Below are 22597 nucleotides of genomic sequence, written 5' to 3' on the forward strand. Positions count from 1 at the left end.
GTTCATCCAAGGGCCGCAGCGAAGTCTTCCGCCTCGGAGGCTGTCGCCGCATCAGTGCTCGAATACGGATGAATAGGGAGGATGCCGATGGGAGCTGTTCATCACGACCTGGCCGGCGAGCCGACCTTCGAGCCGATGATCCAGATCGACATGGAAATGAACGCTTTTGTCTCCACCTGGAGGCACTGCGACTATGTCTCGACCTATATGGCCCGGATGATCGGGCAAAACAGGTCCGATTCGGTCCGCCACTCAAATCTCTTTTCCTCCGCCTTCAACGAATTGCTGGAGGTCGCCTTTCGCACGCGCCATACCGACGGCGAACTGGCATGCAGGGTGTCCCGTCAAGGCGCGACGGACAGGATCGAGCTGACATTTCCATGCGTGCCGGAGGAACGCCGGTTCTACGAGGAAGCCGTGGCGCAGGTCGCGGGGTCCGAAGCCAGGGAGCGATATCTCAACTCCGTATCCGGGGATCTAGCGCCCACTCGGGAGATCCTGCTCCTCGAACTGGCCGTCGACTACGACGCGACACTCAAGGTAGAGGAAGCCGACGGCGATGCGATCAAGCTTGTCGTGGATATTCCGCTTGAGGGCTTATAAAATTGCGCCCCGACAGCCTCCTCCCGCGTTTCAAGGCGCATTACGACGCCAACAATCAGGAGTTCTCCATATCGGGGGTCGTCCGGCCCCAGGCGATCGATGAGCTTGCGCCCAGCATAGCCTTGCTCCGCGATGCGATCGGCCGTGTGCGCGGCGTTCTTTACATCAATGTCAGACGCCTGACGCAGATGAACAACGCTGCATTTCATGCCTTTTCGAGGATCATTCTTGACACCTGCCGCGCTCGACCGGATTTGAAATTCGTCGTCGTCACCTCAAGCGTCGTTGGATGGACGTCACGGAAATTTGGTCACTTGAACGCGATCGAGCCGAACATAGAGGTCGCGGAGTACGACACCCAATTCTATCCGGGGCAGGGCTTCCTCGAGGAAGGCGGCTTCGTTCCCATCCTGCGTACGCAGACAAAGATGACCTGGCGCCACGAGCGCGCAATCTTGCCGCGACACGGCATGAAACCCGGCATCGTCATGGCCGACATCTGTTGCGGGATCGGTGATTTCGCCGTGCTTGTGCAGAAGGAATTCCAGCCATCGCGGATCGTCGCCCTGGACCACTCCATGTCCAGCCTCGCCTATGCCCGACAGGTGATGCAGGAGTTCGATATCCGCGGCATCGAATATACCTATGGCGATGCGTCGGAAATGCTGCTCGACGAAGCGCAGTTCGACTTGGTCACCTGCCGGCATTCCCTTCAGATCTTCAACCGACCCGAACTCATCCTCAAGGAACTCTATCGCATCTGCAAACCGGGCGGCCGGGTCTACATCACCAACGAGAAGAATTCGCATTGCCTTGGCGAGCCTCGCGCCGAAAGCATTCGCTGGACCTACAACGAGGTGGCGAAGCTGTTTGCGCACTTTGAGATGGACGTCGAGCTTGGACCGAAGAGTCGGCGATACCTGGTCGAAGCCGGATTCGAAGATATACGGGTCGAAACCTTCATGGTCACCAACCTGGACGGCGATCCGCAGGACTTCGCCGATGTCATCGCGGCCTGGGCGGATGTCTATGCGGGCGAGATGGCGGCCAGACGCGGCGATGACCCGGAATTCGTCGCACGGTTCCGGCGGGGCTTCCAGGACCACATTTTCGCTGCGCTTCACCCCAAGGGTTACGCGGGCTGGCCGATCTGGGTGGCCTCGGGGCGAAGACCACAATGAAAGCCGACAATGAGCAGACGCCGCGTTTCGGCCTGCGCTCCTTTCGGGCGAAATTTGTATTGGTCGTTGGCGGCGCCGTGCTGTTCGACCTCCTACTGAGCGGTGGGCTGGCGCTTTGGAATGTCCAAAAGCTGTCGCGCGATGCAACGTCGGAGGTCGGTGAAGGCCTGACGACCGCGAACCAGGAATACATTCGTTCCTATGCCGACTCGACGGCGTCGAGTGTGGACCTGCTGCTTGATCGGGTTCATGGCGACGTGAAAGCGCTCGCCGGCGTGCTGCAGGCCCAGATCGACGATCCGGCGAGACAGCAACAGGTCGGAACGACGCTTGCGCATGAAGAGCCGGGTTCCGTGAAGGTCGTCTACGACGCGAAGGGGAATTGGGCGCAGAACCTGCCGGGCGCGCCTTCTGTGATCAGCGTCTGGGGCTACCTGCTGAGCGCCGACCACACTCCGCTGCCAGGCGTTCAAAAAGAGATAGAAGACAGTACCGTGATCGATCTCGTCGCGCCGACTCTCATGGCGAGCGGACCGTCCAAGCTGCAGATGTACTACATCGGCCCGAAAGAGCGACCAATCTTCAGGACGGTGCCGTATACGGACCAGGCACAGACCTTCGACCGGCTCTATCCAGGCCACAACAAGGCGGAGTTCTGGGAGTTCTTCTTTCCAGGGATCTATGGGTCCTGGCAGCAATGGGCCAGGGATCCGGCTTCCCGCCCGGTCCCTGACGATATTACCCAGACGGCACCCTACACCGATGCCATCACCGGCAAGCTGATCGTCAGCTTCTTCCACCCGCTATGGACGCGCGATCGCACCGGCATCGCCGGTACGGCGGGGGCGGATATAACCCTCGACCAGCTTGCGGAAGTCGTCGAGCGCGTGAAGATCGCCGATACCGGCTTCGGCTTCCTGACGATGTCGACTGGGAACGTGGTCGCGATCAATCCGTCGGGCCAGGCGATTATCGGCCTGAGGTCATCGAGCGATGCCGGCACGCAGGGCGTGACCGGCCTGGAGAGGTCCCTGCGGGGAAGCACGCAGCCGGCCATCGCGTCGCTGCCCCTGGACCGGAACAATGATGGTGTCATTCAGCACATTACGCTCGACAACAACGGCGAACGCGTTCCCTACATTGTAGTCCTCAAGGGATTGAAGCCGACCAATCTATGGAGTTCGGGGCCGATCAAGTCCGAAGCCATGTCGGTCGGCATCGTCGTTCCCGAACGAGAGATCTACGCGTCCCTGTTCGCCGCACAGGAGAGCATTTCGCGCGCGACCAACCGTATCCTGCTCTTTCAGATAGGCGCGATCATCGTTTCGCTTCTGATCGTCTTTGCGGCCGTGCTCGGAATTTCCAAGCGGATCACCGCGGGCCTGAGGGCGCTTGCCAGCGCCGCTCAGCGACTGCAGTCCAAGGATTACTCCGTGCGGGTTAACATTCCAACGCGCGACGAGGTTGGAGCGGCTGGGATTGCGTTCAACCGCATGGCCGAAGAGATCAGCTTTCACACTGAAAACCTCGAGCAGCTCGTCGACGAACGAACCAGAGAACTCGGCGACGCAAATCAGGAGATATCCGCGCTCAACGAAAAGCTGCGCGACGAAAACGTCCGCCTCGGTGCCGAGCTCGCGGTTGCCAGGCACATCCAGATGATGGTTCTGCCGAAGCCAGTCGAACTCGAAGCGATCCCGGGACTGGAGATCGCAGCCTATATGCGGCCAGCGGACGAGGTCGGTGGGGACTACTACGACGTCCTGCAGAACGGATCACGGGTCAAGATCGGCATTGGCGACGTGACAGGCCATGGTCTCGAGAGCGGTGTACTGATGCTGATGGTCCAATCCGTCGCACGCGCGCTGCAGGAGACCAACGAGGGGGATCCGCACCGGTTTCTGGATCGGCTGAACAGAGCGATCTACAAGAACATCGAGCGGACGAAGACCGATAAGCATCTCTCGCTGGCCTTCCTTGACTTCGAGGACGAGCAGGTGACGCTCTCCGGCCAGCACGAGGACGTGCTGGTCATGCGCGCAGATGGGGAAGTCGAGCGCATCGATACGATTGATCTGGGTCTGCCGGTTGGTCTGGAGAATGACATCTCGCCGTTCATTGCCACGCGCGATATCCCATTCGGGAGCGGCGACGTGATCGTGCTGCACACCGACGGCGTGACCGAGGCGGAAGACCAGGAGAGAAAGATGTTCGGGTTCGAGCGCCTCCGCCAGAGCGTGGAAGACCGTCACGGCAGGAGCGCGGAGGAAATCAAAGCCGGTATCATCGAGGATCTGATGGCTCATATCGGCATCCAGAAGATCCACGACGACATTACCCTTGTGATCATAAGGCGCACATAGGAATGACAACGCTGTTCGGTACCCCTGACATTGCAATCGGGATGAAAGAGAGCATCAGTCGGGTGCGGCTGTTCGACGGGCCTCTCGATTTGAGTTGGCGTCATTGTGCCACCACATCTGACTTCATCGCCGATCTTTTCGCGTTGCGCTTTCAGTCGTCCCGCAATGACTACGTGGAGATGCGGCACAGCATCGGGTATCTGGTCAACGAGCTCATTGAAAATGCCGTCAAGTTTCGCGCGCCGGGCGAAATCGTGATCGAGGCGTCGATGGATTCGGACTCCTTCAAGCTCAAAGTCTCGAACGATGTCGACGGCGAGAACGCGTCCGAATTCCAAAGTCTCCTGGCGGACATCACGGTTGGCGACCCCAGGGATCGGCTGATACAGCGAATTGAAGCGAATGCTGCGAACCCCGACGTCGCAGGCTCCGGTCTCGGATTGCTGACGCTGATGAGCGACTATGGCGCACGCTTGGCCTGGATATTCAGCTCCGCCGACGAAAGCGATCGGATTTGCTTGGAAACCTATGCCTCCATTCCGATCTCGCAAACGCAAAACTAGATGAAACGAAGCCACATTATGGAAATCAAGACAGACGACTACCGGGTGTGGGTTGAAGGAAGCGAAATTTTTTTCGACGGCGCGATGCGGCTTGCCAGTTCCGAGGCCGGTGCGCCTGTCACGGCCTTGGCGGCCAGCGTTCTTGCCTCGAACCCATCCTCCATCACGCTCAATTTAAAGGACCTTCAGTTTCTCAACTCCTCCGGCATCAATCTGCTGGCGAAATTTACCATCGAGGTGCGCAAGCATCCCGACGTTAGACTCATCGTGCGTGGAACGCCCGACATACCCTGGCAGTCGAAATCATTGCCGAATCTGAAGAAGCTGCATCCTGCTGTAGTGCTTCTGATGGACTAACCCGGTCGTCCGAAAACCGACCAAGGGCCGAAACCAGAGCGCTGTCCCCAGCGAGATATGTACGCCAAGATAAGTAAATGGATGCGAGGCTAACGACAATCCGGCCGCGATCGAAGATGCTTGCAACGGCTCGGCGGGGGCTCGGCACAGGCGGCAGGCGTCCAGGTTGGGGGGATGTGGCGCTGCCTGTGCCGATACGCCGTCGCTGCCCGGTCCAAAGGTGGCGTCATTGAGTAAGCGTGCCAAGTTCAATGGCGGCCGGCTGGAGTTCATTCCGCCGCAGTTAGCGAGTCGGGTCCAGCAGCCTCCCCAAGACGAGGGATGGGTTCACGAGATCGATTTTGACGGTTACCGAACGCAGGTCATCATCGATAAGGGCGGCATACGTCTTTACAGCAAGAACGGCCGCGACTGGACCGCGAAATACTGGGCCATCGCGCTGGCTGTCGATCTGCCATGCCAGGCTGCCATTATCGACGGCGAGGTCATCGTACCAGGTGAGCAGGGCGGCGCCGATTGCGCTGCGCTGGAAGCCGCGATTTGGTACGAGCCGAACCGGCTGGCGTTCGTTGCGTTCGACATCCTCCATCTCGACGGCCGCGATCTGGCCTCCTTGCCCCTGCTGCGGCGCAAGCAGACGCTGTGTCGCCTGGTTGGGGCGGGCCTTGGCAAAGTCCAGTACAGCCAACATTTCGAGGCCAGCGCGCTGGCGATCTCCCACGCCGTCGCGAAGACCAAGCTCGAGAACATTGTCTCGAAGCGCGCCGATGGCCACTACAGGAGCGGACCATCGAGCACATGGCTGAAAGCCAAGTATTTCCAGGAAGCCGATTTCTGAGCATCAACGACCGCTTTTGGGCGCGAAGCGGACATCCGCAAGCTTAGGCATGCTTTGCCAGCCCGGCGATCTTCGGACGATCCGGAGGGCCAGGCGGACTGATCAGCACGGCCGATCTCACGTCTTTAACATCGTCGAACGAAGAAGAGCCTGTATTTGTTCCGGCAGGTCGAGCTCACCGCGCGCCTCGATCTCTAAAAGATATCGGGCCTTGGCAAGACGATCGCCTTCGATGACCGCAGGATAAGCGCAGATAGCTAGCAGCGCCCTCTCCTCCTCTCGGTCGGCTTGGTCATAGTCGCGGCTGCTGCAACCCATTTCGCGGACGGCCTTGCCAAACGCGGCGTATGCTGTCACGTGCGCCTGAATCAATGCCCGCAGTTTGGGCGCTACTCGTTCTCGGTGCGGCTCTGCGTGAGCCGCTGCCGACACCATGGAGGCGAAAATGCCGCTGCTGGAGTGGAAGAGCAAGGCGCGGCGGTTGATACTGGACGTGGCGACTTTCTCCCCTTGATTTGATGGCAAGCCCGGTTGGTGTTCATTGGCATCGTAACATGACGGCTCGCGCATTCATGTCAGGATGGATAGTCCCATTATCTAACTTGGCGCCGCCGCCTCTGGACGCGCTCCCTTCCCGGCTACAGCCCCTGCCGGTCTCGCCAGCGCGCGTTCGCTGCCGCGTACGGCCGATGCGCCGTTCGCATCCCGGCGCCCTGATCGTGGCAGCCCTCAGACACAATCCAGAAACACACCAGAAAAACTCCAGAAATCGTTAAGGCGTAGAATTGAGTGGAGGGTCAGTTCATCGGCTGCTGCACTGCGGCAGCACTTGCTCGGGTTTGCGACAAGGCGATGCAAAGGGTCTCGATCAGCTTGATGGGTGCGTCGCTCGGCATTTTGCTCATCACGGCCGCGGTTGGAGTATCCGACGCAAAGGTGGCGATTACCCGGGCTGAGCGCTGCAGCAATCTCAGCCGTCAAGTTGATGAAGCCCTCGAAACCCATGCCGCAGCAACGCAGGTCGCCGCGGCGAAGGCGCTTCAAAGAAAGGGAAACCGGTACTGCGCCAAGAAGAAGGAGGCGCAGGGAATCCGAATGCTCGCGAACGCTTTGAAGTTGCTTGGAGTGACACCGGTCGATCCGATCGAGTGACACTTAAAAAACCGACCCGCAAAGAAGGAAATGAAACAATGAAAAAGTCCCTCATCTCCGCTCTCGGTCTTGCGTTTGCGCTGACTGTCTCGATGCCGATTCTCGACGTCAGTACTGCCGATGCTGCCACCAAGCCGGCCGCCCCCGCGGCGACCGCAACCACCACCGCGCCGGCCTCAGATGCTATGACGAAGAAAAAGCCAGTCAAAAAGCACGTCGTGAAGGCCTGCAAGGTGACGAAGAAGCACAAGTGCCCAGCGAAGCACAAGAAGCACGCCGCGAAGAAGGCCGCCCCCAAGAAGGCCTACTAAATTCTGCTGTTACAAAGGCCGTCCCAACTCCGGCATTTACGTGGACGGCCTTTTTCTTGCACCCGCCGCCATCCTACACCGCCCGATGCGACCTTGGTGTCCTGGTGCCGCGCTGTTCCGTCGTGGCAGCCACGGAGCCTTGCGCTGGTGCGCTCTGGTTGAATGTTGGCCGGCTCTTTTCGTCGGCGAGAACACCGAACTACCCGAGAGTTTGGCTCGCCAGAGCATAGGCCTTCGGCACAGCGCCGCCGCCGGCAACAAAATCGGCGAGACGCTTGCCCAACGACATGGTCAGCACCGTGTCGAAGACCGGCATTGCGGCGTGCGAGAGGAAGGCGGCGAACTCTCCGTTGGCCATATGGGTGTCGACCCGAAGGAAGGACCCCGAATGGTCGGCCACGTGCGGCCGGACGATAGCCACGGCGTCGGCATCGTTTTCGGCCACGACCGGCCCCACGACATGGCCCCGCCCGAACGGCCGGCACAGCGCGAAAGCGCTCAGTTGGTTCCCTTTGAAAAGCCCATAGCCGACCGAATGCGCGAACAGCTTTTCAATGAGCGCTGTTCGCCTCACGCCAAATCCCGCCGCGTCGAGCGCGATCGCTGACGGAATATCGCTTGTGTCCAAAGTCCGGATATCGCCGCGCGGCTCCGCCGGACGGCCCGTTGCCGGCACGCGGGCGACGCCCTGGCATTGATAAACGGTCTTCTCCGGCTGGAAGTCGAGCGAGAGATAAAGCCGCCGAGCAGCACGGGTCGCGTTGAGACGCAGATCGCGCCCGGGGATCCTGTCGAAGACCCGCTTCATCAGCCATTGCGCCGCCCCCTGTGTCTGAAGGCGCGGCGAGGTGATGACCATACCGACGGTCGCGAAACCGGCGCCATGCCCGAACCACATGGCCGAACCCAGAACCCGGCCGATCTCGTCGAGCGCCACGAAGCCCTGTCCCGTTTCGCGCAGGAATTGCCAGTCCTCAGCCCGATGCGGCCAACCCACCGACAGCGAGAGCGCGTGCAACCGGTCCAGTTCGACACCCTCGATGTCGGCGATCCGCATTGAAAAGGCATCGATTTTCAAGCTTCCGGACAGCTTCAATTTCATGCCTCTGAAAGGTCGCGAAAAGGGTGACATATAATGGCCGCCCTGCCCCTGCCTAACGCTAGACAACCATACCGGTACGATTTGCTTGAAAGCCACGCACCAACGCAAGATTCAACTGAAACACTTCCGCTTTCGGCATGCAATCGCGAAAGAAGGCGCACATGCTCTCAGGAATTGTTGCAGCTTACGGTCGACGGCACCAATCCCGGCGCACCCAGATGCTTTGAGGACTGGAAATGGATGTCTTCGACCTCCTCGACCGTCTCGTCGCCTTTCCATCGGTTGCCGGCAAGCCGAACGGCGACATCGCAGGGTGGATCGGGGCCTACCTCGCGGGATACGGAATAAAGGTCACCCTCCTTCCAGGGCCGGAAGGCGACCGCTCCAATCTTTTCGCAACGATCGGCCCTGCCGATGTCCCGGGCTACATCCTGTCCGGCCACATGGACGTCGTTCCCGCTGGCGAGCCGCAATGGACCTCTGCTCCTTTCACGCTGCGGCGGGAGGGTGAGCGGCTCTATGGACGCGGCACCACCGACATGAAGGGATTTCTTGCCGCCGCGCTCGCGGCCGTACCTCATATGGCCGGGCAGCGCCTCGCCAGACCGATCCACCTCGCCTTCTCCTACGACGAGGAGGTAGGATGCCGCGGCGTGCCGCATCTGATCGCCCGCCTTCCCGAACTATGCGCCAAGCCGCTCGGCGTCATCGTCGGCGAGCCGAGCGGCATGCGCGCCGTGCGCGGCCACAAGGGCAAGGCGGCCGCCCGCGTGACCATCCACGGGCGCAGCGGCCATTCCTCGCGGCCCGATCTCGGGCTCAACGCGATCCACGCCATGGCCGATGTGCTGAGCGCGGCCGTCAGCGAAGCCGAGCGGTTGACGCATGGTCCGTTCGATTCCGCCTTCGAGCCGACCTATTCCTCGCTGCAGGCGGGTGTGATTGCAGGTGGACAGTCGGTCAACATCATTCCGGACATCTGCACTTTGGATCTGGAGGCGCGCGCCATTCCCGGCGTCGACCCAGCCGGCCTGCTTGCGCTCGTCAAAGCCAGGGCCGAGGTCATTGCGGCAGACGGCTTTAAGATCGAATGGACGCCGATCAGCGCCTATCCGGCGCTATCGCTACCGCAAGACGCAACACTGGCGGCACTGCTGCCTGAGTTGACCGGCGAAGCAGCACTTGCCGCCGTCAGCTACGGCACGGAAGCCGGGCTCTACCAGGCCGCCGGACTCGACGCGATCATTTGCGGCCCCGGCGACATCGGCCGCGCCCACAAGCCGGACGAATACATTCTCGCCAGCGAACTCACCGCCTGCCAGCGGATGATCGAGGCGCTTGGCGCCCATTGCGCGGCCTGAAGAGGAACTGCAATGACGTTCCTGTTCAATTCCGATGCGCGGCGCGGCGCGGTCTTCGCCGAGGCCTTCGCCAAGGAATTGCCCGATCTCCCCTTCGCCATGGAGGCGACGACCGTCGATCCCGACGCCGTACGCTACCTCATCACCTGGACCGCACCAGAAGACCTCGCGCGCTACAGGAACCTGGAGATCCTGTTTTCCATTGGCGCCGGCGTCGACCAGTTCCGCCTCGATACAGTGCCGGAACAGGTGAAGATCGTGCGCATGGTCGAGGAAGGCATCGTGCGCATGATGCAGGAATATGTGACGCTGGCCGTGCTCGCCCTGCATCGCAACCTGCCCGCCTATCTGGCACAGCAACGCGCCGGCCAATGGCGTGACATCCCACAGATGCAGGCCGGGTCGCGGCGGATCGGCGTGCTTGGCCTCGGGCAACTCGGCCAGGCTGTCCTCGACCGGCTGAAGCCCTTCGGCTTCCCCCTCGCCGGCTGGAGCCGCTCGCCGCGGCGGATTGACGGCGTGACGTGCCATCATGGTGAGCCCGGGCTGGAGCAGATGCTCGCGACCAGCGACATACTGGTCTGCCTGCTGCCGCTGACTGAGGATACGCGCGGCTTCCTCGATGCCGGCCTGTTCGCGAAACTGCCCGAAGGCGCAGCGCTCGTTCACACGGGCCGGGGGCCGCAGCTCGACCACGCCGCGCTCGTCGCTGCACTCGACCGCGACCACCTTTCAGCGGCGATAATCGACGTCACCGATCCCGAACCGCTGTCCGCGGGGCATCAATTCTGGTCGCACCCGAAGGTCATCCTGACCCCGCATATCGCGAGCGTCACCCAGCCCGCGACCGCCGCGCGAGCCGTCATCGACAACATCAGGCGCCACCGCGCCGGGCTCGATCCCATCGGGCTCGTCGACCGGTCGCGCGGTTATTGAAATCCAACCAGAAAGGCCATCCTTTGTCCCTGCTCAAAACCGTCGACACCAACCCAGCCTTCCCGCCGCGCGAATCCAGGGCCTTGCCCGAGCGGCTGATTGCCGGTGACCCCGCCTTCAAGACCTGGGCACAGGACGTCGCCAAGGACGACCTCGTCCATACCGGCGTCTGGGAGGCGACGCCGGGGGAGACGCGCTCGATCAAGGGAGACACCTTCGAGTTCTGCCACATCCTCTCCGGGGTGATTGAAATCACGCCGGACGCGGGCGAGACGATGACCTACCGCGCCGGCGACAGCTTCGTGATGAAGCCTGGCTTCACCGGTGTTTGGAAAACTATTGAAACGGTGCGCAAGATCTACGTCACCGTGGGATGACGGGATCCGAGCGAGGCGCTGACCCTCGCGGAAGATTTTGCCGTCCCTCGCATTCGGCACGCAACATTCGTCGGCGGCGGGTCATCGAACAGCGCATGCTGCGCGCCAGCCCGCGTTAGGCTCAGGCAGATGCTGCTGAGTGATTGCCCATGAGCCTGAGCTTCAATCCGGACACGGTCCCCCTCCCCATTGGCCATTTCGTCGGCGGAGAGCTGATCGCGGCCGAGGGGGCGATCGAGATGCGGCGCCCGTCCGACAGCAAGGCTTATGCCGCCTGTCCAGTGGCAGACCTTGATATTGTCGATCGGGCGGTGGAAAGCGCCAGGGCGGCGCTGAAGGCCAGCAACTGGGGCGGCGTTCGGCCGCGCGAGCGCACCAGGGCGCTCCAGACCTGGGCCGACCTGATCGAGGCGGAAGCCGAAACGCTGGCGAAGATCGAGGCGCTGTGCTCGACGCGGCCCGTCGGCCAGCTTGTCGCCGGCGACATTGCCATAACCGCCGAGCAGATCCGCTTTTTTGCCGAGTTCGCCGACAAGGAGGGCAGCGGGCTTGTGCCCACCGACGATGCCACCCTTGGCATGATCATGAGCGAGCCCTATGGCGTGGTCGGCGCGATCACGCCCTGGAATTTTCCCATCTCGATGGCCGGATGGAAGCTTGGCCCGGCGCTCGCCGCCGGCAATGCGGTCGTGCTGAAGCCATCTGAAATGACGCCGTTTTCGGCTGTCTATATGGCGCAGCTCGCCGTCAGGGCCGGCCTGCCGGCCGGGCTGGTCAACGTGGTGCTCGGCGACGGTCCGATGACCGGCACGGCGCTGACCGGCCATCCCGAGATCGCCAAGGTCTCATTCACCGGCTCAACTCGCGCCGGTTCGGCAATCATGGAGAATGTCGCCCGCACCGGCGTCAAGCCGATGACGCTGGAACTCGGCGGCAAGAGCCCGCAGATCGTCTTTGCCGATGCCGATCTCGACAAGGCGGCGACGGCGATCGCTGGCAGCGTCACCTTCAACGCCGGCCAGGCCTGTGTCGCCGGCACGCGCCTGATCGTCGAGAGGAGCGTGGCCGACAGGCTGACGGCCGCCATCGTGGATAAGATGAAAGCGGTGCGGCCCAGCCCGACTTGGGACGAGGCGACGCAGTATTCGCCTGTTATCTCGGAACGGCAGCGGGCGCGTGTCGATAGCATCGTGCGGGCCGCGATCGAGGCCGGCGGCGAATGCCTGACCGGCGGCGGCGCCATGGACAATCCCGGCTATTTCTACGAGCCAACGCTGATCGCCAATGTCGACCAGGCCAATCCGGCGATCGTCGAGGAGATCTTCGGCCCGGTCCTGACTGTCCAGACCTTCGAGACCGAGGACGAGGCGCTGGCATTGTCCAGCCATCCGACCTACGGACTGGCTTCCGGCCTGTTCACTTCCGACCTGTCCCGTACGATCCGCTTGGCACGCAGGCTCGAAGCGGGCACGGTCTGGGTCAACCGTTACAGCCGCTCGCGGGACCATATTCTGCCCACCGGCGGCTACAAGCGCTCCGGCATCGGCAAGGACCTTGGCCGCGAAGCCTATCTCGCCAATCGCAGGACCAAGAGCGTCCTGATCAGCCTGTGAAGAGATGCCGATGAAATCCTACTCGATCGCCCTGATCCCCGGTGACGGCATCGGCCGCGTTGTGACCGCCGCCGCCTGGACGGTGCTGGAAGCGGCGGCCAAACAGTCCGGCTTTGCCCTGACCGGAACCGAATTTCCCTGGTCCTGCCGCTTCTTCAAGGAGACAGGCCGCATGATGCCCGAGGACGGCATCGAGACCTTGCGCGGCTTCGACGCCATCCTTCTCGGCGCGGTCGGCTGGCCGGCGGAGGTGCCGGATTCCGTCTCGCTCCACGGCCTGCTGCTGCCGATCCGCAAGGCGTTCGTGCAATACGCCAACGTCCGGCCTCACCGCCTGCTGCCTGGCGTCACGGGCCCGCTGCGGGCGGAAGGCTTCGACATCCTGTGCATCCGCGAGAACACCGAAGGGGAATATTCCGGCGCCGGCGGGCGCGTGCACCAAGGCACGCGGGACGAGGTCGCCGTGGAGACCTCGATCTTCACCCGGGCGGGCGTCGAGCGCATCCTGCGCTTCGGCTTCGAGCGGGCGCGGTCACGGCGAGGCAAACTGGCCTCGGTCACCAAGTCCAACGCGCAGAAACATTCGATGGTCTTCTGGGATGAGATCACGAGGAAGCTGGCGCCAGATTATCCGGACGTCGAAGTGACCAGCTATCACGTCGATGCGCTTGCTGCGCGCATGATCATGGCGCCGGAAAGCCTCGATGTGGTCGTCGCCTCCAACCTGTTCGGCGACATCCTGACCGACATCGGCGCGGCGATCCAGGGCGGACTGGGCTACGCCGCCTCGGCCAACATCAACCCCGACCGATCGGCGCCATCCATGTTCGAGCCGGTGCACGGCTCCGCGCCCGACATCGCCCATCTCGGCATCGCCAATCCAATCGCTACCATCTGGTCCGGCGCCATGATGCTCGATCATCTCGGTGAAAAGGCTGCCGCCGGCCGCGTCATGAAGGCTCTCGAAGCGACAACTGCCGGAGGCATTGGAACCACCCCCGGCAAGGATCGCACGGATGCCATCACGGCCGCCGTCGCCGCGGCTCTCAATTGATTTGCAAGGTCGTTTCCGATGAAAAACCTGAAGGACGAAAGCCTCTTCCGCGAAGCCGGCCTGATCGGCGGCGAATGGATCGCTGCCGGCTCCGGCAAGATGGTCGATGTCGTCGATCCGGCAACCCAGGCCGTGATCGGCACGGTGCCCGATATGGCCGGTGCCGACACACACGCAGCGATAGAGGCCGCGGCTTCGGCCTATCGCGTGTGGAAAAAGAAGACCAACGCCGAACGCGCTCGTCTGCTGGAGGCCTGGCATGACCTGATGCTTGCGCATCTGGATGATCTGGCTTTGATCCTGACCACGGAGCAGGGCAAGCCGCTGGACGAGGCCAGAGGCGAGATCCGTTACGGCGCGTCCTTCGTCAAATGGTTTGCCGAGGAAGCGCGCCGCATCAACGGCCACACCATCCCCTCGCCCACATCCGACCGCCGCATCATCGTCCTGAAGGAACCGGTCGGTGTCTGCGGCATCATCACGCCGTGGAATTTTCCCAACGCGATGATCACCCGCAAGGTCGCGCCGGCGCTCGCCGCCGGCTGCACGGTCGTCATCAAGCCGTCCGAGTTCACGCCCTATTCGGCGCTTGCGCTCGGCGTGCTCGCCGAGCGGGCCGGCATCCCTGCCGGCGTCATCAATATCGTTACCGGCATGCCGTCCGAAATCGGCAACGAGATCATGGCGAACGAGACCGTTCGCAAGATCTCCTTCACCGGCTCGACACGGGTCGGTTCGCTGCTGATGCGCGGCGCGGCCGACAGCGTCAAGCGGCTCAGCCTCGAACTCGGCGGCAACGCGCCTTTCATCGTCTTCGACGACGCCGATCTCGACCTCGCCGTCGAGGGCGCGCTTGTCTCGAAGTTCCGCAATGGCGGCCAGACCTGCGTCTGCGCGAACCGTATCCTTGTCCAGGCCGGCGTCTATGACGCGTTCGCAGCAAAGCTCACGGCTCGAGTCAACGCCATGACGGTGGGGCCAGGCACGCAGCCCGGCGTCGCCATCGGGCCGATGATCAATATGGCGGCGGTCGAGAAGATCAACCGCCACGTCGAGGATGCGCTCACCAAAGGCGCGGCGATCGTCACGCAGAAGCCTGCGCTGCCCGACGGCCCTCAATATGTCGCACCGTTGGTGCTGATCGGCGCCACAAAAGACATGCAGCTTGCCAGCGAGGAAACCTTCGGCCCGGTCGCGCCGCTTTTCCGTTTCGAGACGGAAGAAGAGGCTATCGCGCTCGCTAACGGCACACCCTACGGCCTTGCGTCCTACTTCTACACCGAGAATCTGAAGCGCGCCTGGCGCGTCGGCGAGGCGCTGGAGTTCGGCATGGTCGGGCTCAACACCGGCTCGGTGTCGATGGAGGTGGCGCCCTTCGGCGGCGTCAAGCAGTCCGGCCTCGGGCGCGAGGGCGCGCAGGCCGGCATCGAGGAATATCTCGAGATGAAGAGCTTTCACATGGGCGGGCTGGGCTGACCCCCCAATCACTGGATCCGGTCGAGCGCCTTGTAGTAGAGGCCGACCATCGGCAGGAACCAAGGCTTGCCGGAATAACCCGGAATGGAAGGCCACTCGAGCCCCTTGAGCGGGTTGCGGTCCTCGCGGCCTAGAATGGCATCGGCCATGATCATGCCGAGATGGGTCGAAAGCTGCGCGCCATGGCCGGAATAGCCCATCGCGTACCAAACCCCATCATGATAGCCGGCGCGCGGAAAGCGGTCCTTGGTCATATCGACCAGGCCGCCCCAGCAATAGTCGATCTCGACCCTGGCGAGTTGCGGGAAGATCGCGGCAAGGCTTGCCCGCAAAATCTGTCCGCTCCTGGCGTCGGAGCGCTGGTCGGACGTCGCCGAGAAGCGTGCGCGACCGCCGAAGATCAGCCGCTTGTCCGGCGACAGCCGGAAGTAGTTGCCGATGTTCATCGAGGTCACGCATGTCCGGTTGCCCGGCATGGTGGCGGTGATCTCGGCGTCGCTGAGCGGCCGCGTGGCGATGATGAAGCTGCCGACCGAGATGAGCCTGCGGCGGAAATAGCCGAAATTCGGCGTGGTGTAGGCGCCGGTCGCCACCAGCACATTGTCGGCGCTGATCCGGCCACGCGAGGTGGTCAGCTCATGCCGGTTGCCTGCCTGCTTGTGGTCGGTCACCCTGGTGTTCTCGTGGATGACGGCGCCATGGCGTGCCGCGGCCGTGGCGAGACCCGCCACATAACGGCCCATATGCATCATGGCGCTCTTCTTCGACAGCATCGCGCCATGGAAGGGCGAGCCGACCTCGGATTTGAGATCGGCCGCCGACAGCAGCGCCGTGTCCGGATCCACCTCGGCATGGATGGCTTCGAAGTTGCGAGCGATTGCTTCGAAATGCTGCGGCTTGGAGGCGAGCTTCAGCTTGCCGGCGCGGCGGAAGTTGCAGTCTATGCCTTCCTCGGCGACCAGCGCCTCGATGGTATCGACGGACGAGTCCAGCGCCCGGTAGAGCGTGATCGCGCGCTCCTTGCCGAGCTCCGCCTTGGCCGAAAGATAGCTGTGGGCAAGGCCGTTGTTCAGGTGTCCGCCATTGCGCCCGGATGCGCCCCAGCCCACCCGCTCCGCTTCCAGCACGACCACTTTGGCGCCGGCCTTGGCCAGTTGGCGCGCGGCGGCAAGACCGGTGAAGCCGCCGCCGATGATGGCGGCGTCGAAATGCCCTTCGACGGGGCCTTGTGCCGCACCGGAAAAGACCGGAGCGGTATCGTGCCAATAGGAGACCAGCTTCATCGGCAATCCGCCCGTTTCAAAGCCCGACCACGCCCGGAAGACCTGAAATGTCCGATATCTCGACATAGCCATAGTACGGGTTGGCCGGTTCGTGGCCGCGATTGACCCAGACCTTGTTCTTGATGCCGAGATCGTGTGCCGACATCAGGTCGTAGCGGAAAGAGGACGAGCAGTGAAGAACGTCCTCCGGGCCGCAACCCAAATTGTCGAACATATATTCGAAGGCCTTGAAACGGGGCTTGTAGGCCTGCGCCTGCTCGGCCGTGTAGACGGCGTGGAACGGCGCGCCGAGCTTCTCGACGTTGGACATGATCTGTGCGTTCATGGCATTGGACAGGATGACCAGCGGAATTTCCTTGGCAACCTTCGCCAGACCCTCAGGAACGTCCGCGTGCGGTCCCCAGGTCGGGACACGCTCATATATCATTTTGGCGTCGTCGGGGCTGAAGGCGACACCGTTGCGCTTGCAGGCGCGCTCGAGCGCGTTGTGGATGACGTCGGCATAAGGCTTCCAGTCGCCGAGGATCTCGTCGAGCCGATAGGCGGCGAAATTCTTGATGAATTCCTGCATGCGCGGTTCATCGAGCCGGCTGCCATAAAGATCGCGCGCCGCTTCCGCCATCTGGAAAAAGGTCAACGTGCCATAGCAGTCGAAGGTGATGTATTTGGGCCTGAAAGGAGCCATGTCCGTCGATCTCCGGTGGAAGCAAACCCGCTTTGGGATGCATTTCATCATAGGCCGGTGGGCAGCGAGCCACTTGACCGAAATGGGCCTCCAGAAAGCAGAAAGTACCGTATCAGCTGCCCGGTTTGGCACGCTGTTGCATCCTGAAGGCCAATGAAAGCGCCTTCCGCAACCTGAAACGCATCCGCTGCGGCTGTCGCCAGCAGAAGATGCGGCGCACACCCCGCGCAAAGGCGAAAGATATCGCAGAGACCGAGACCTTCAGACGATCTGCGGCGCGTCGATGACCGAGACTTGCGCGCAGACGGAAGGATGCCTCATGCAGCAGAGCGAGATCGAAATCCGGGACTTCGGGCCGGACCATATAGAGGGCGCAGTGGCGCTTTCGCGTCAGGAGAACTGGCCGCATCGCCCGCAGGACTGGCAGATGGCGCTGCAGCTTTCTCGCGGCGCGGTTGCGCTCGACGACGAGGGCCGGGTTGCCGGCACCATCCTGGTGACGCCCTACGGCATGGACTGCGCCACGATCAACATGGTGATCGTCGACAAGAACGCGCGCGGCAAGGGGCTCGGGCGCAAGCTCATGGAACAAGCCTTCACCCTTGCCGGCAACCGTCCGCTGCGGCTGGTCGCGACGGCGGTCGGCATGCCTCTCTATGAGAAGCTGGGCTTCGTGCCCGCCGGCACCATCCTGCAGCACCAAGGCAAGGTTGCGGAGCTTGGCTTACCCGAAGGCGTGGAAGCCGCGAGCGCCGACGATCTTCCGGAAATCAAGGCACTGGACCGTGACGCTTACGGTGCCGACCGCGAAGCTCTGATCGATGCGCTGGCGCAGCGGGGGCAATTCGCGGTCATCCGCCGCAATGGCGCCATCGAGGGCTATGCGGCAATCCGGCCGTTCGGACGCGGCGAGGTGATCGGTCCGGTCATCGCGGCAGGTGCCGAGGCCGCCAAAGCCCTGATCAGCTTCTTCGCCGCGCAGCGCGCCGGCGCCTTCCTGCGCGTGGATACGGGCAGTATGACCGGCATCGCCTCCTGGCTGACAGAAGTCGGCCTCGCCCATGTCGGCGGCGGCGTGGCCATGGATCGCCCGGCCAGGAAGGCATCGGAACAGGCCAGGCCAAAAGTTTACGCCCTCGCCAACCAGGCGCTCGGCTAGAGCCGGATGATTTCGGATCGAGTCGATCCGAAATCTGAATCCGGGTCTAAATCAAGGAGATAGAGCATGATGTCGCCCGAAAACCGCTTAACACTTTTCGGCATCATGCTCTGGGGAGGACAACAATGCTCGCCAATTCATTGATCGAACTCGACCGCGCCCATCTCATCCATCCGGTCTCTTCATACCGCGGCCACGAGGCGCTCGGCGTGCGCGTGCTGAAGTCGGCGAAGGGCGCGACTGTGACCGACGCATCCGGCAAGCAGCTCGTCGATGGCTTCGCGGGTTTGTGGTGCGTCAATGCCGGCTACGGCCATGACAGCATCGTCGAGGCGGCGGCCCGCCAGATGCGCGAGCTTCCCTATGCCACCGCCTATTTCGGCCTCGGCTCCGAGCCGGCCATCCGTCTCGCCTCGGAACTGGCCGAGCGCGCGCCGGGCGATCTCAATCACGTCTACTTCACGCTGGGCGGGTCTGACGCCGTCGACAGCACGATCCGTTTCGTCCGCTACTACTGGAATGCCAGGGGCGAGCCGAAACGCGACCAGTTCATTTCTATCGAACAGGGCTACCACGGGTCGTCAGTGGTCGGCGCAGGCCTGACCGCCCTGCCCGCCTTTCACGCCGGTTTCGGCATTCCCTTCGAATGGCAGCACAAGATCCCCTCGCCCTATCCCTATCGCAACCCTGTCGGTGAGGACGGCAACGCGATCACCGCCGCATCGCTCGCGGCGCTGAAGGCTAAGATCGAGGAGATCGGACCGGATCGCGTCGCCGCCTTCTATGCCGAACCAATCCAGGGTTCGGGCGGCGTCATCGTTCCACCGACGGGCTGGATCAAGGCGATGCGCGAGCTCTGCAAGGAGCACGGTATCCTGTTCATCGCCGACGAAGTGATCACCGGCTTCGGTCGCACAGGCCCCCTGTTCGCCTGTGACGAGGAGGACATCGTTCCCGACTTCATGACGACCGCGAAAGGCCTGACCTCAGGCTATGTTCCCATGGGCGCCGTGTTCATGACCGATCATGTCTACAACGTCATCGCCGATGGCGCGGGTACTTCTGCGGTCGGCCACGGCTACACCTACTCGGCCCATCCCGTCAGCGCCGCCGTCGCGCTCGAAGTGTTGAAGCTCTACGAAGACGGCCTTCTGGAGAATGGCATCAAGGCCGGCGCCCGCCTGATGGAGGGATTGGCAAGCCTGAGCGACCATCCTCTCGTCGGCGATGTACGCGGTCGCGGCATGCTTGCCGCGATCGAACTGGTGGTCGACAAAAAGAAGAAGACACCGCTTCCCGCATCGGCCATGCCTGCGCGACGCGTCTTCGACAGGGCGTGGGACAACGGTCTCATCATCCGTGCCTTTGCCAACGGGGTTCTCGGCTATGCTCCCCCGCTCTGCTGCACCAACGACGACATCGATGCGATCATCGAGCGCACGCGCCGGACGCTCGACCAGACGCTGGACGATGCCGATGTCCGCAAGGCCCTAGCATGACGGGCGACGAATACCGCGTGTTTCGAAATAGCGCCGGGGCAGACGATTTCGCAATTTTGTGCCGCCCCCTCACGCCTTTTCGGCGAATTCAGCGCGGGGGAAGTGCCAGACTGCTCTTAAGACAAGGCCAGAAGGCTCGAATTTTCGGGCGTTTGAAGAGGCCGATGCCCCGGACAGCACCGAATTTTGTTCTGTTCAGCACCATGCAATTCGGCCACGCGCAGAGGAGAGCCAGTCTTGGCCAGGGGCTTTAGCGAATTCAAATACATGACCTTCGACGTCGTCGGCACGCTGATCGACTTCGAAGGCGGCATAACGACCTGCCTGGCCGGGATTGCCGCCGACGCTGGCGTTTCCATCGATGACGAAGCCGCGCTGGCCCTTTATCGGCAGGCCCGCTACATGCCCGATGCGGGGCTGTTTCCTGACGATCTCGTGCGTGTCTACATGGTCATCGCGCCGCAACTCGGCCTGCCGGCCGAGGAGAAATATGGCGTCCGGCTGCGGGACTCTGCAAGCGCCTGGCAAAGCTTCCCCGACAGCGCGGCGGCATTGGCCGAGCTTGCGAAATCCCACAAGCTGATTGCCATGACCAATGCCCGGCGCTGGGCGCTCGGTCATTTCGAGAGGCAGCTCGGATCGCCCTTCTTCGCCACCTTCACGGCCGACGATACCGGCACGGAGAAACCGGATCCGGCCTTTTTCCAGAAGGTCTTCGATTTCGTCGCCTCAAGGGGCGATAGCAAGGACGACATCCTGCACGTCGCGCAAAGCCAGTATCACGACATCGGCATATCCCGCGCGCTTGGCGTGACCAATTGCTGGATCGAACGCCGACACGCCCAGAAGGGCTATGGCGGCACAATCGAGCCCGAGCGCTTCACCGTACCAGACCACCACTTCACCTCGATGGCCTCCCTTGTAGCGGCCGTCCGGGAAAGCCTGAAGGAACGAGCCTGAGCCAAAGCCCGGAAAGCCGCAGCAAGACGAGCATCCCGACCAAACAAACAGAAAGGGGAATAACATGACCGACACGATCACGAACTGGACCAGCGCAGACGATGCCATGGTCGAAAATGCCATTCGACGCGGCGCCAACCGTCGGGAACTTCTCAAGATGCTGTTGGCCGGCGGCGCCGCGGTGGCCGCGGGCAGCCTGGTGCTCGGCCGCGCCACCAATGCCGTCGCCGCCACGCCGGTTTCCGGCGGGAATCTCAAAGCCGCCGGCTGGTCGTCATCGACCGCCGACACGCTTGATCCGGCAAAGGCGTCACTCTCCACCGACTATGTCCGCTGCTGCTCGCTCTACAACCGCCTGACCTTCCTCGACAAGGATGGCGTCACGCAGATGGAGCTGGCCGAAAGCTTCGACAGCAAGGACGCCAAGACCTGGACCGTGAAGCTGCGCAAGGGCGTCACCTTCCACGACGGCAAGGACCTCACCGCCGAAGACGTGGTCTTCTCACTGAAGCGCCATCTCGACAAAGCGGTCGGCTCCAAGGTCGCCAAGATCGCAGCGCAGATGACCGGCTTCAAGGCGGTCGACAAGTCGACCGTGGAAATCACACTCGCCGACCCGAATGCCGACCTCCCGACCATCCTGGCGCTGCACCATTTCATGATCGTCCAGGACGGCACTACCGACTTCTCCAAGGGCAATGGCACCGGCGCCTTCGTGCTGCAAACGTTCGAACCGGGCGTGCGTTCGGTGGTCACCAAGAACAAGAACTATTGGAAGTCGGGCAAGCCCTATCTCGACTCCTTCGAGTTCATCGCCATCAGCGACGACAGCGCCCGCGTCAACGCCCTGCTTTCCGGTGACATCAATTTTGCGGCTTCGATCAACCCCCGCGCGATGAAGCTCATCGGCGGCCAGCAGGGCTTCGAATTGTCGAAATCGACTTCGGGCAACTACACCGACCTCAACATCCGGCTCGACATGGATCCAGGCAGCAAGGCCGACTTCGTTGCCGGTATGAAGTATCTCGTCAACCGCGAGCAGATCGTCAAGTCGGCATTGCGCGGCCTCGGCGAGATCGGCAACGACCAACCCGTTTCGCCGGCGAATATCTTCCACAATCCTGACGTCAAGCCGAAGGCTTTCGACCCGGACAAGGCGAAGTTCCACTTCCAGAAGGCCGGCCTGCTCGGCCAGTCCATCCCGGTGATCGCTTCCGACGCCGCCACCTCGTCGATCGACATGGCGGTGATCATCCAGGCCGCCGGCGCCGATATCGGTATGAAGCTCGACGTCCAGCGCGTCCCGGCTGACGGCTACTGGGACAATTACTGGCTCAAGGCGCCAATCCATTTCGGCAACATCAATCCGCGCCCCACGCCGGATATCCTGTTCTCGCTCCTCTACGCTTCCAACGCGCCGTGGAACGAAAGCCAGTACAAGTCCGAGAAGTTCGACAAGATGCTCATCGAGGCGCGCGGCTCGCTCGACCAGGCCAAGCGCAAGGAGATCTACGGCCAGATGCAGGCTATGGTCTCCGAGGAGGCCGGCACCATCATCCCGGCCTACATTTCCAACGTGGATGCCCTCTCCAGCAAGGTGAAGGGTTTGGAAGCGAACCCGCTCGGTGGCATGATGGGCTACGCAATGGCGGAATATCTCTGGCTCGAAGCCTGAGAGAAGCCAGCCGGGGGCCGTTCAGCCAGCCCCCGGCACTTCATTGCGC

The 22597-nt window shown here is 62.4% G+C and carries 22 protein-coding genes; 18 read left to right on the forward strand and 4 right to left on the reverse strand.

Annotated features, from left to right (window positions below; translation table 11 throughout):
- Window positions 1–87 precede the first annotated feature (87 nt).
- The 6 genes from WDX12_RS00720 to WDX12_RS00745 all read left to right on the forward strand — a co-directional run bounded on the left by WDX12_RS00720 (window position 88) and on the right by WDX12_RS00745 (window position 5905).
- On the forward strand, window positions 88–603 hold the full coding sequence (locus tag WDX12_RS00720; protein ID WP_320293688.1) for a ubiquinone biosynthesis methyltransferase UbiE: 516 nt from the start codon (window positions 88–90) through the stop codon (window positions 601–603).
- 2 nt (window positions 604–605) lie between these two features.
- Window positions 606–1784 carry a methyltransferase domain-containing protein gene (locus tag WDX12_RS00725; protein ID WP_434723595.1) on the forward strand — a complete coding sequence of 393 codons (1179 nt, stop codon included), beginning with the start codon at window positions 606–608 and terminating at the stop codon, window positions 1782–1784.
- The gene (locus tag WDX12_RS00730) at window positions 1781–4147 is read left to right on the forward strand and encodes a SpoIIE family protein phosphatase (RefSeq protein WP_434723596.1); all 2367 of its coding nucleotides are present in this window, start codon (window positions 1781–1783) and stop codon (window positions 4145–4147) included. The genes WDX12_RS00725 and WDX12_RS00730 overlap by 4 nt, the downstream gene beginning before the upstream one ends.
- 2 nt (window positions 4148–4149) lie before the next feature.
- Window positions 4150–4710, forward strand: coding sequence for a slr1658 superfamily regulator (locus WDX12_RS00735; protein ID WP_320293685.1), 561 nt, complete (start codon window positions 4150–4152; stop codon window positions 4708–4710).
- An 18-nt stretch (window positions 4711–4728) separates the two neighbouring features.
- Window positions 4729–5067 carry a slr1659 superfamily regulator gene (locus tag WDX12_RS00740; RefSeq protein WP_320293684.1) on the forward strand — a complete coding sequence of 113 codons (339 nt, stop codon included), beginning with the start codon at window positions 4729–4731 and terminating at the stop codon, window positions 5065–5067.
- Between the two features lie 229 nt (window positions 5068–5296).
- Window positions 5297–5905 carry a DNA ligase gene (locus tag WDX12_RS00745; RefSeq protein ID WP_434723597.1) on the forward strand — a complete coding sequence of 203 codons (609 nt, stop codon included), beginning with the start codon at window positions 5297–5299 and terminating at the stop codon, window positions 5903–5905.
- A gap of 117 nt (window positions 5906–6022) precedes the next feature.
- Here the strand turns inward: WDX12_RS00745 and WDX12_RS00750 are convergent, their stop codons facing one another.
- Window positions 6023–6475 (reverse strand): hypothetical protein, encoded by a 453-nt coding sequence (locus WDX12_RS00750; protein ID WP_320293682.1) that lies wholly within the window; start codon window positions 6473–6475, stop codon window positions 6023–6025.
- Window positions 6476–6757: 282 nt separating this feature from the next.
- Here WDX12_RS00750 and WDX12_RS00755 point away from each other — a divergent pair, with 282 nt between their 5' ends.
- Both WDX12_RS00755 and WDX12_RS00760 read left to right on the forward strand, forming a co-directional pair.
- On the forward strand, window positions 6758–7057 hold the full coding sequence (locus WDX12_RS00755) for a hypothetical protein (protein WP_434725752.1): 300 nt from the start codon (window positions 6758–6760) through the stop codon (window positions 7055–7057).
- Between the two features lie 38 nt (window positions 7058–7095).
- Window positions 7096–7368, forward strand: coding sequence for a hypothetical protein (locus WDX12_RS00760; RefSeq protein WP_434723598.1), 273 nt, complete (start codon window positions 7096–7098; stop codon window positions 7366–7368).
- 199 nt (window positions 7369–7567) lie between these two features.
- On the opposite strand, the gene WDX12_RS00765 is transcribed toward WDX12_RS00760, so the two are convergent.
- Entirely contained in the window at window positions 7568–8470 is a 903-nt protein-coding gene (locus tag WDX12_RS00765) for a GNAT family N-acetyltransferase (protein WP_434723599.1), read from the reverse strand.
- Between the two features lie 236 nt (window positions 8471–8706).
- Here WDX12_RS00765 and argE point away from each other — a divergent pair, with 236 nt between their 5' ends.
- The 6 genes from argE (at window position 8707) to WDX12_RS00795 (ending at window position 15287) form a co-directional block, all read left to right on the forward strand.
- On the forward strand, window positions 8707–9831 hold the full coding sequence (gene argE, locus WDX12_RS00770) for an acetylornithine deacetylase (protein WP_434723600.1): 1125 nt from the start codon (window positions 8707–8709) through the stop codon (window positions 9829–9831).
- Window positions 9832–9843: 12 nt separating this feature from the next.
- Window positions 9844–10767 carry a 2-hydroxyacid dehydrogenase gene (locus WDX12_RS00775; protein WP_434723601.1) on the forward strand — a complete coding sequence of 308 codons (924 nt, stop codon included), beginning with the start codon at window positions 9844–9846 and terminating at the stop codon, window positions 10765–10767.
- Between the two features lie 23 nt (window positions 10768–10790).
- Window positions 10791–11144, forward strand: a complete 354-nt coding sequence (locus WDX12_RS00780; RefSeq protein ID WP_434723602.1) for a cupin domain-containing protein — start codon at window positions 10791–10793, stop codon at window positions 11142–11144.
- Between the two features lie 149 nt (window positions 11145–11293).
- A complete protein-coding gene (locus tag WDX12_RS00785; protein ID WP_434723603.1) occupies window positions 11294–12757 on the forward strand; it encodes an aldehyde dehydrogenase family protein in 1464 nt (487 codons plus the stop codon).
- Between the two features lie 10 nt (window positions 12758–12767).
- The gene (locus WDX12_RS00790) at window positions 12768–13811 is read left to right on the forward strand and encodes a tartrate dehydrogenase (protein WP_434723604.1); all 1044 of its coding nucleotides are present in this window, start codon (window positions 12768–12770) and stop codon (window positions 13809–13811) included.
- An 18-nt stretch (window positions 13812–13829) separates the two neighbouring features.
- Window positions 13830–15287 (forward strand): NAD-dependent succinate-semialdehyde dehydrogenase, encoded by a 1458-nt coding sequence (locus WDX12_RS00795; RefSeq protein ID WP_434723605.1) that lies wholly within the window; start codon window positions 13830–13832, stop codon window positions 15285–15287.
- 8 nt (window positions 15288–15295) lie between these two features.
- On the opposite strand, the gene WDX12_RS00800 is transcribed toward WDX12_RS00795, so the two are convergent.
- Window positions 15296–16570 (reverse strand): NAD(P)/FAD-dependent oxidoreductase, encoded by a 1275-nt coding sequence (locus tag WDX12_RS00800; RefSeq protein ID WP_434723606.1) that lies wholly within the window; start codon window positions 16568–16570, stop codon window positions 15296–15298.
- Window positions 16571–16586: 16 nt separating this feature from the next.
- The gene (locus WDX12_RS00805) at window positions 16587–17255 is read right to left on the reverse strand and encodes a haloacid dehalogenase type II (RefSeq protein WP_434723607.1); all 669 of its coding nucleotides are present in this window, start codon (window positions 17253–17255) and stop codon (window positions 16587–16589) included.
- Window positions 17256–17574: 319 nt separating this feature from the next.
- On the opposite strand from WDX12_RS00805, the gene WDX12_RS00810 reads away from it, so the two are divergent.
- From WDX12_RS00810 to WDX12_RS00825, 4 genes are all read left to right on the forward strand, one after another.
- Complete coding sequence (locus tag WDX12_RS00810; RefSeq protein WP_320293670.1) at window positions 17575–18414, forward strand: GNAT family N-acetyltransferase; 840 nt, start codon at window positions 17575–17577, stop codon at window positions 18412–18414.
- Window positions 18415–18539: 125 nt separating this feature from the next.
- Window positions 18540–19913: an aspartate aminotransferase family protein gene (locus WDX12_RS00815; protein ID WP_320293669.1), complete on the forward strand. Its 1374-nt coding sequence runs from the start codon at window positions 18540–18542 to the stop codon at window positions 19911–19913.
- Window positions 19914–20180: 267 nt separating this feature from the next.
- Window positions 20181–20873 (forward strand): HAD-IA family hydrolase, encoded by a 693-nt coding sequence (locus WDX12_RS00820; protein ID WP_434725753.1) that lies wholly within the window; start codon window positions 20181–20183, stop codon window positions 20871–20873.
- Window positions 20874–20937: 64 nt separating this feature from the next.
- Window positions 20938–22548, forward strand: a complete 1611-nt coding sequence (locus tag WDX12_RS00825; protein ID WP_434723608.1) for an ABC transporter substrate-binding protein — start codon at window positions 20938–20940, stop codon at window positions 22546–22548.
- The last annotated feature ends 49 nt before the right edge of the window (window positions 22549–22597 follow it).

The organism is Mesorhizobium sp. RIZ17 (assembly GCF_051127865.1).
GTDB classification, from domain to species: domain Bacteria; phylum Pseudomonadota; class Alphaproteobacteria; order Rhizobiales; family Rhizobiaceae; genus Mesorhizobium; species Mesorhizobium humile.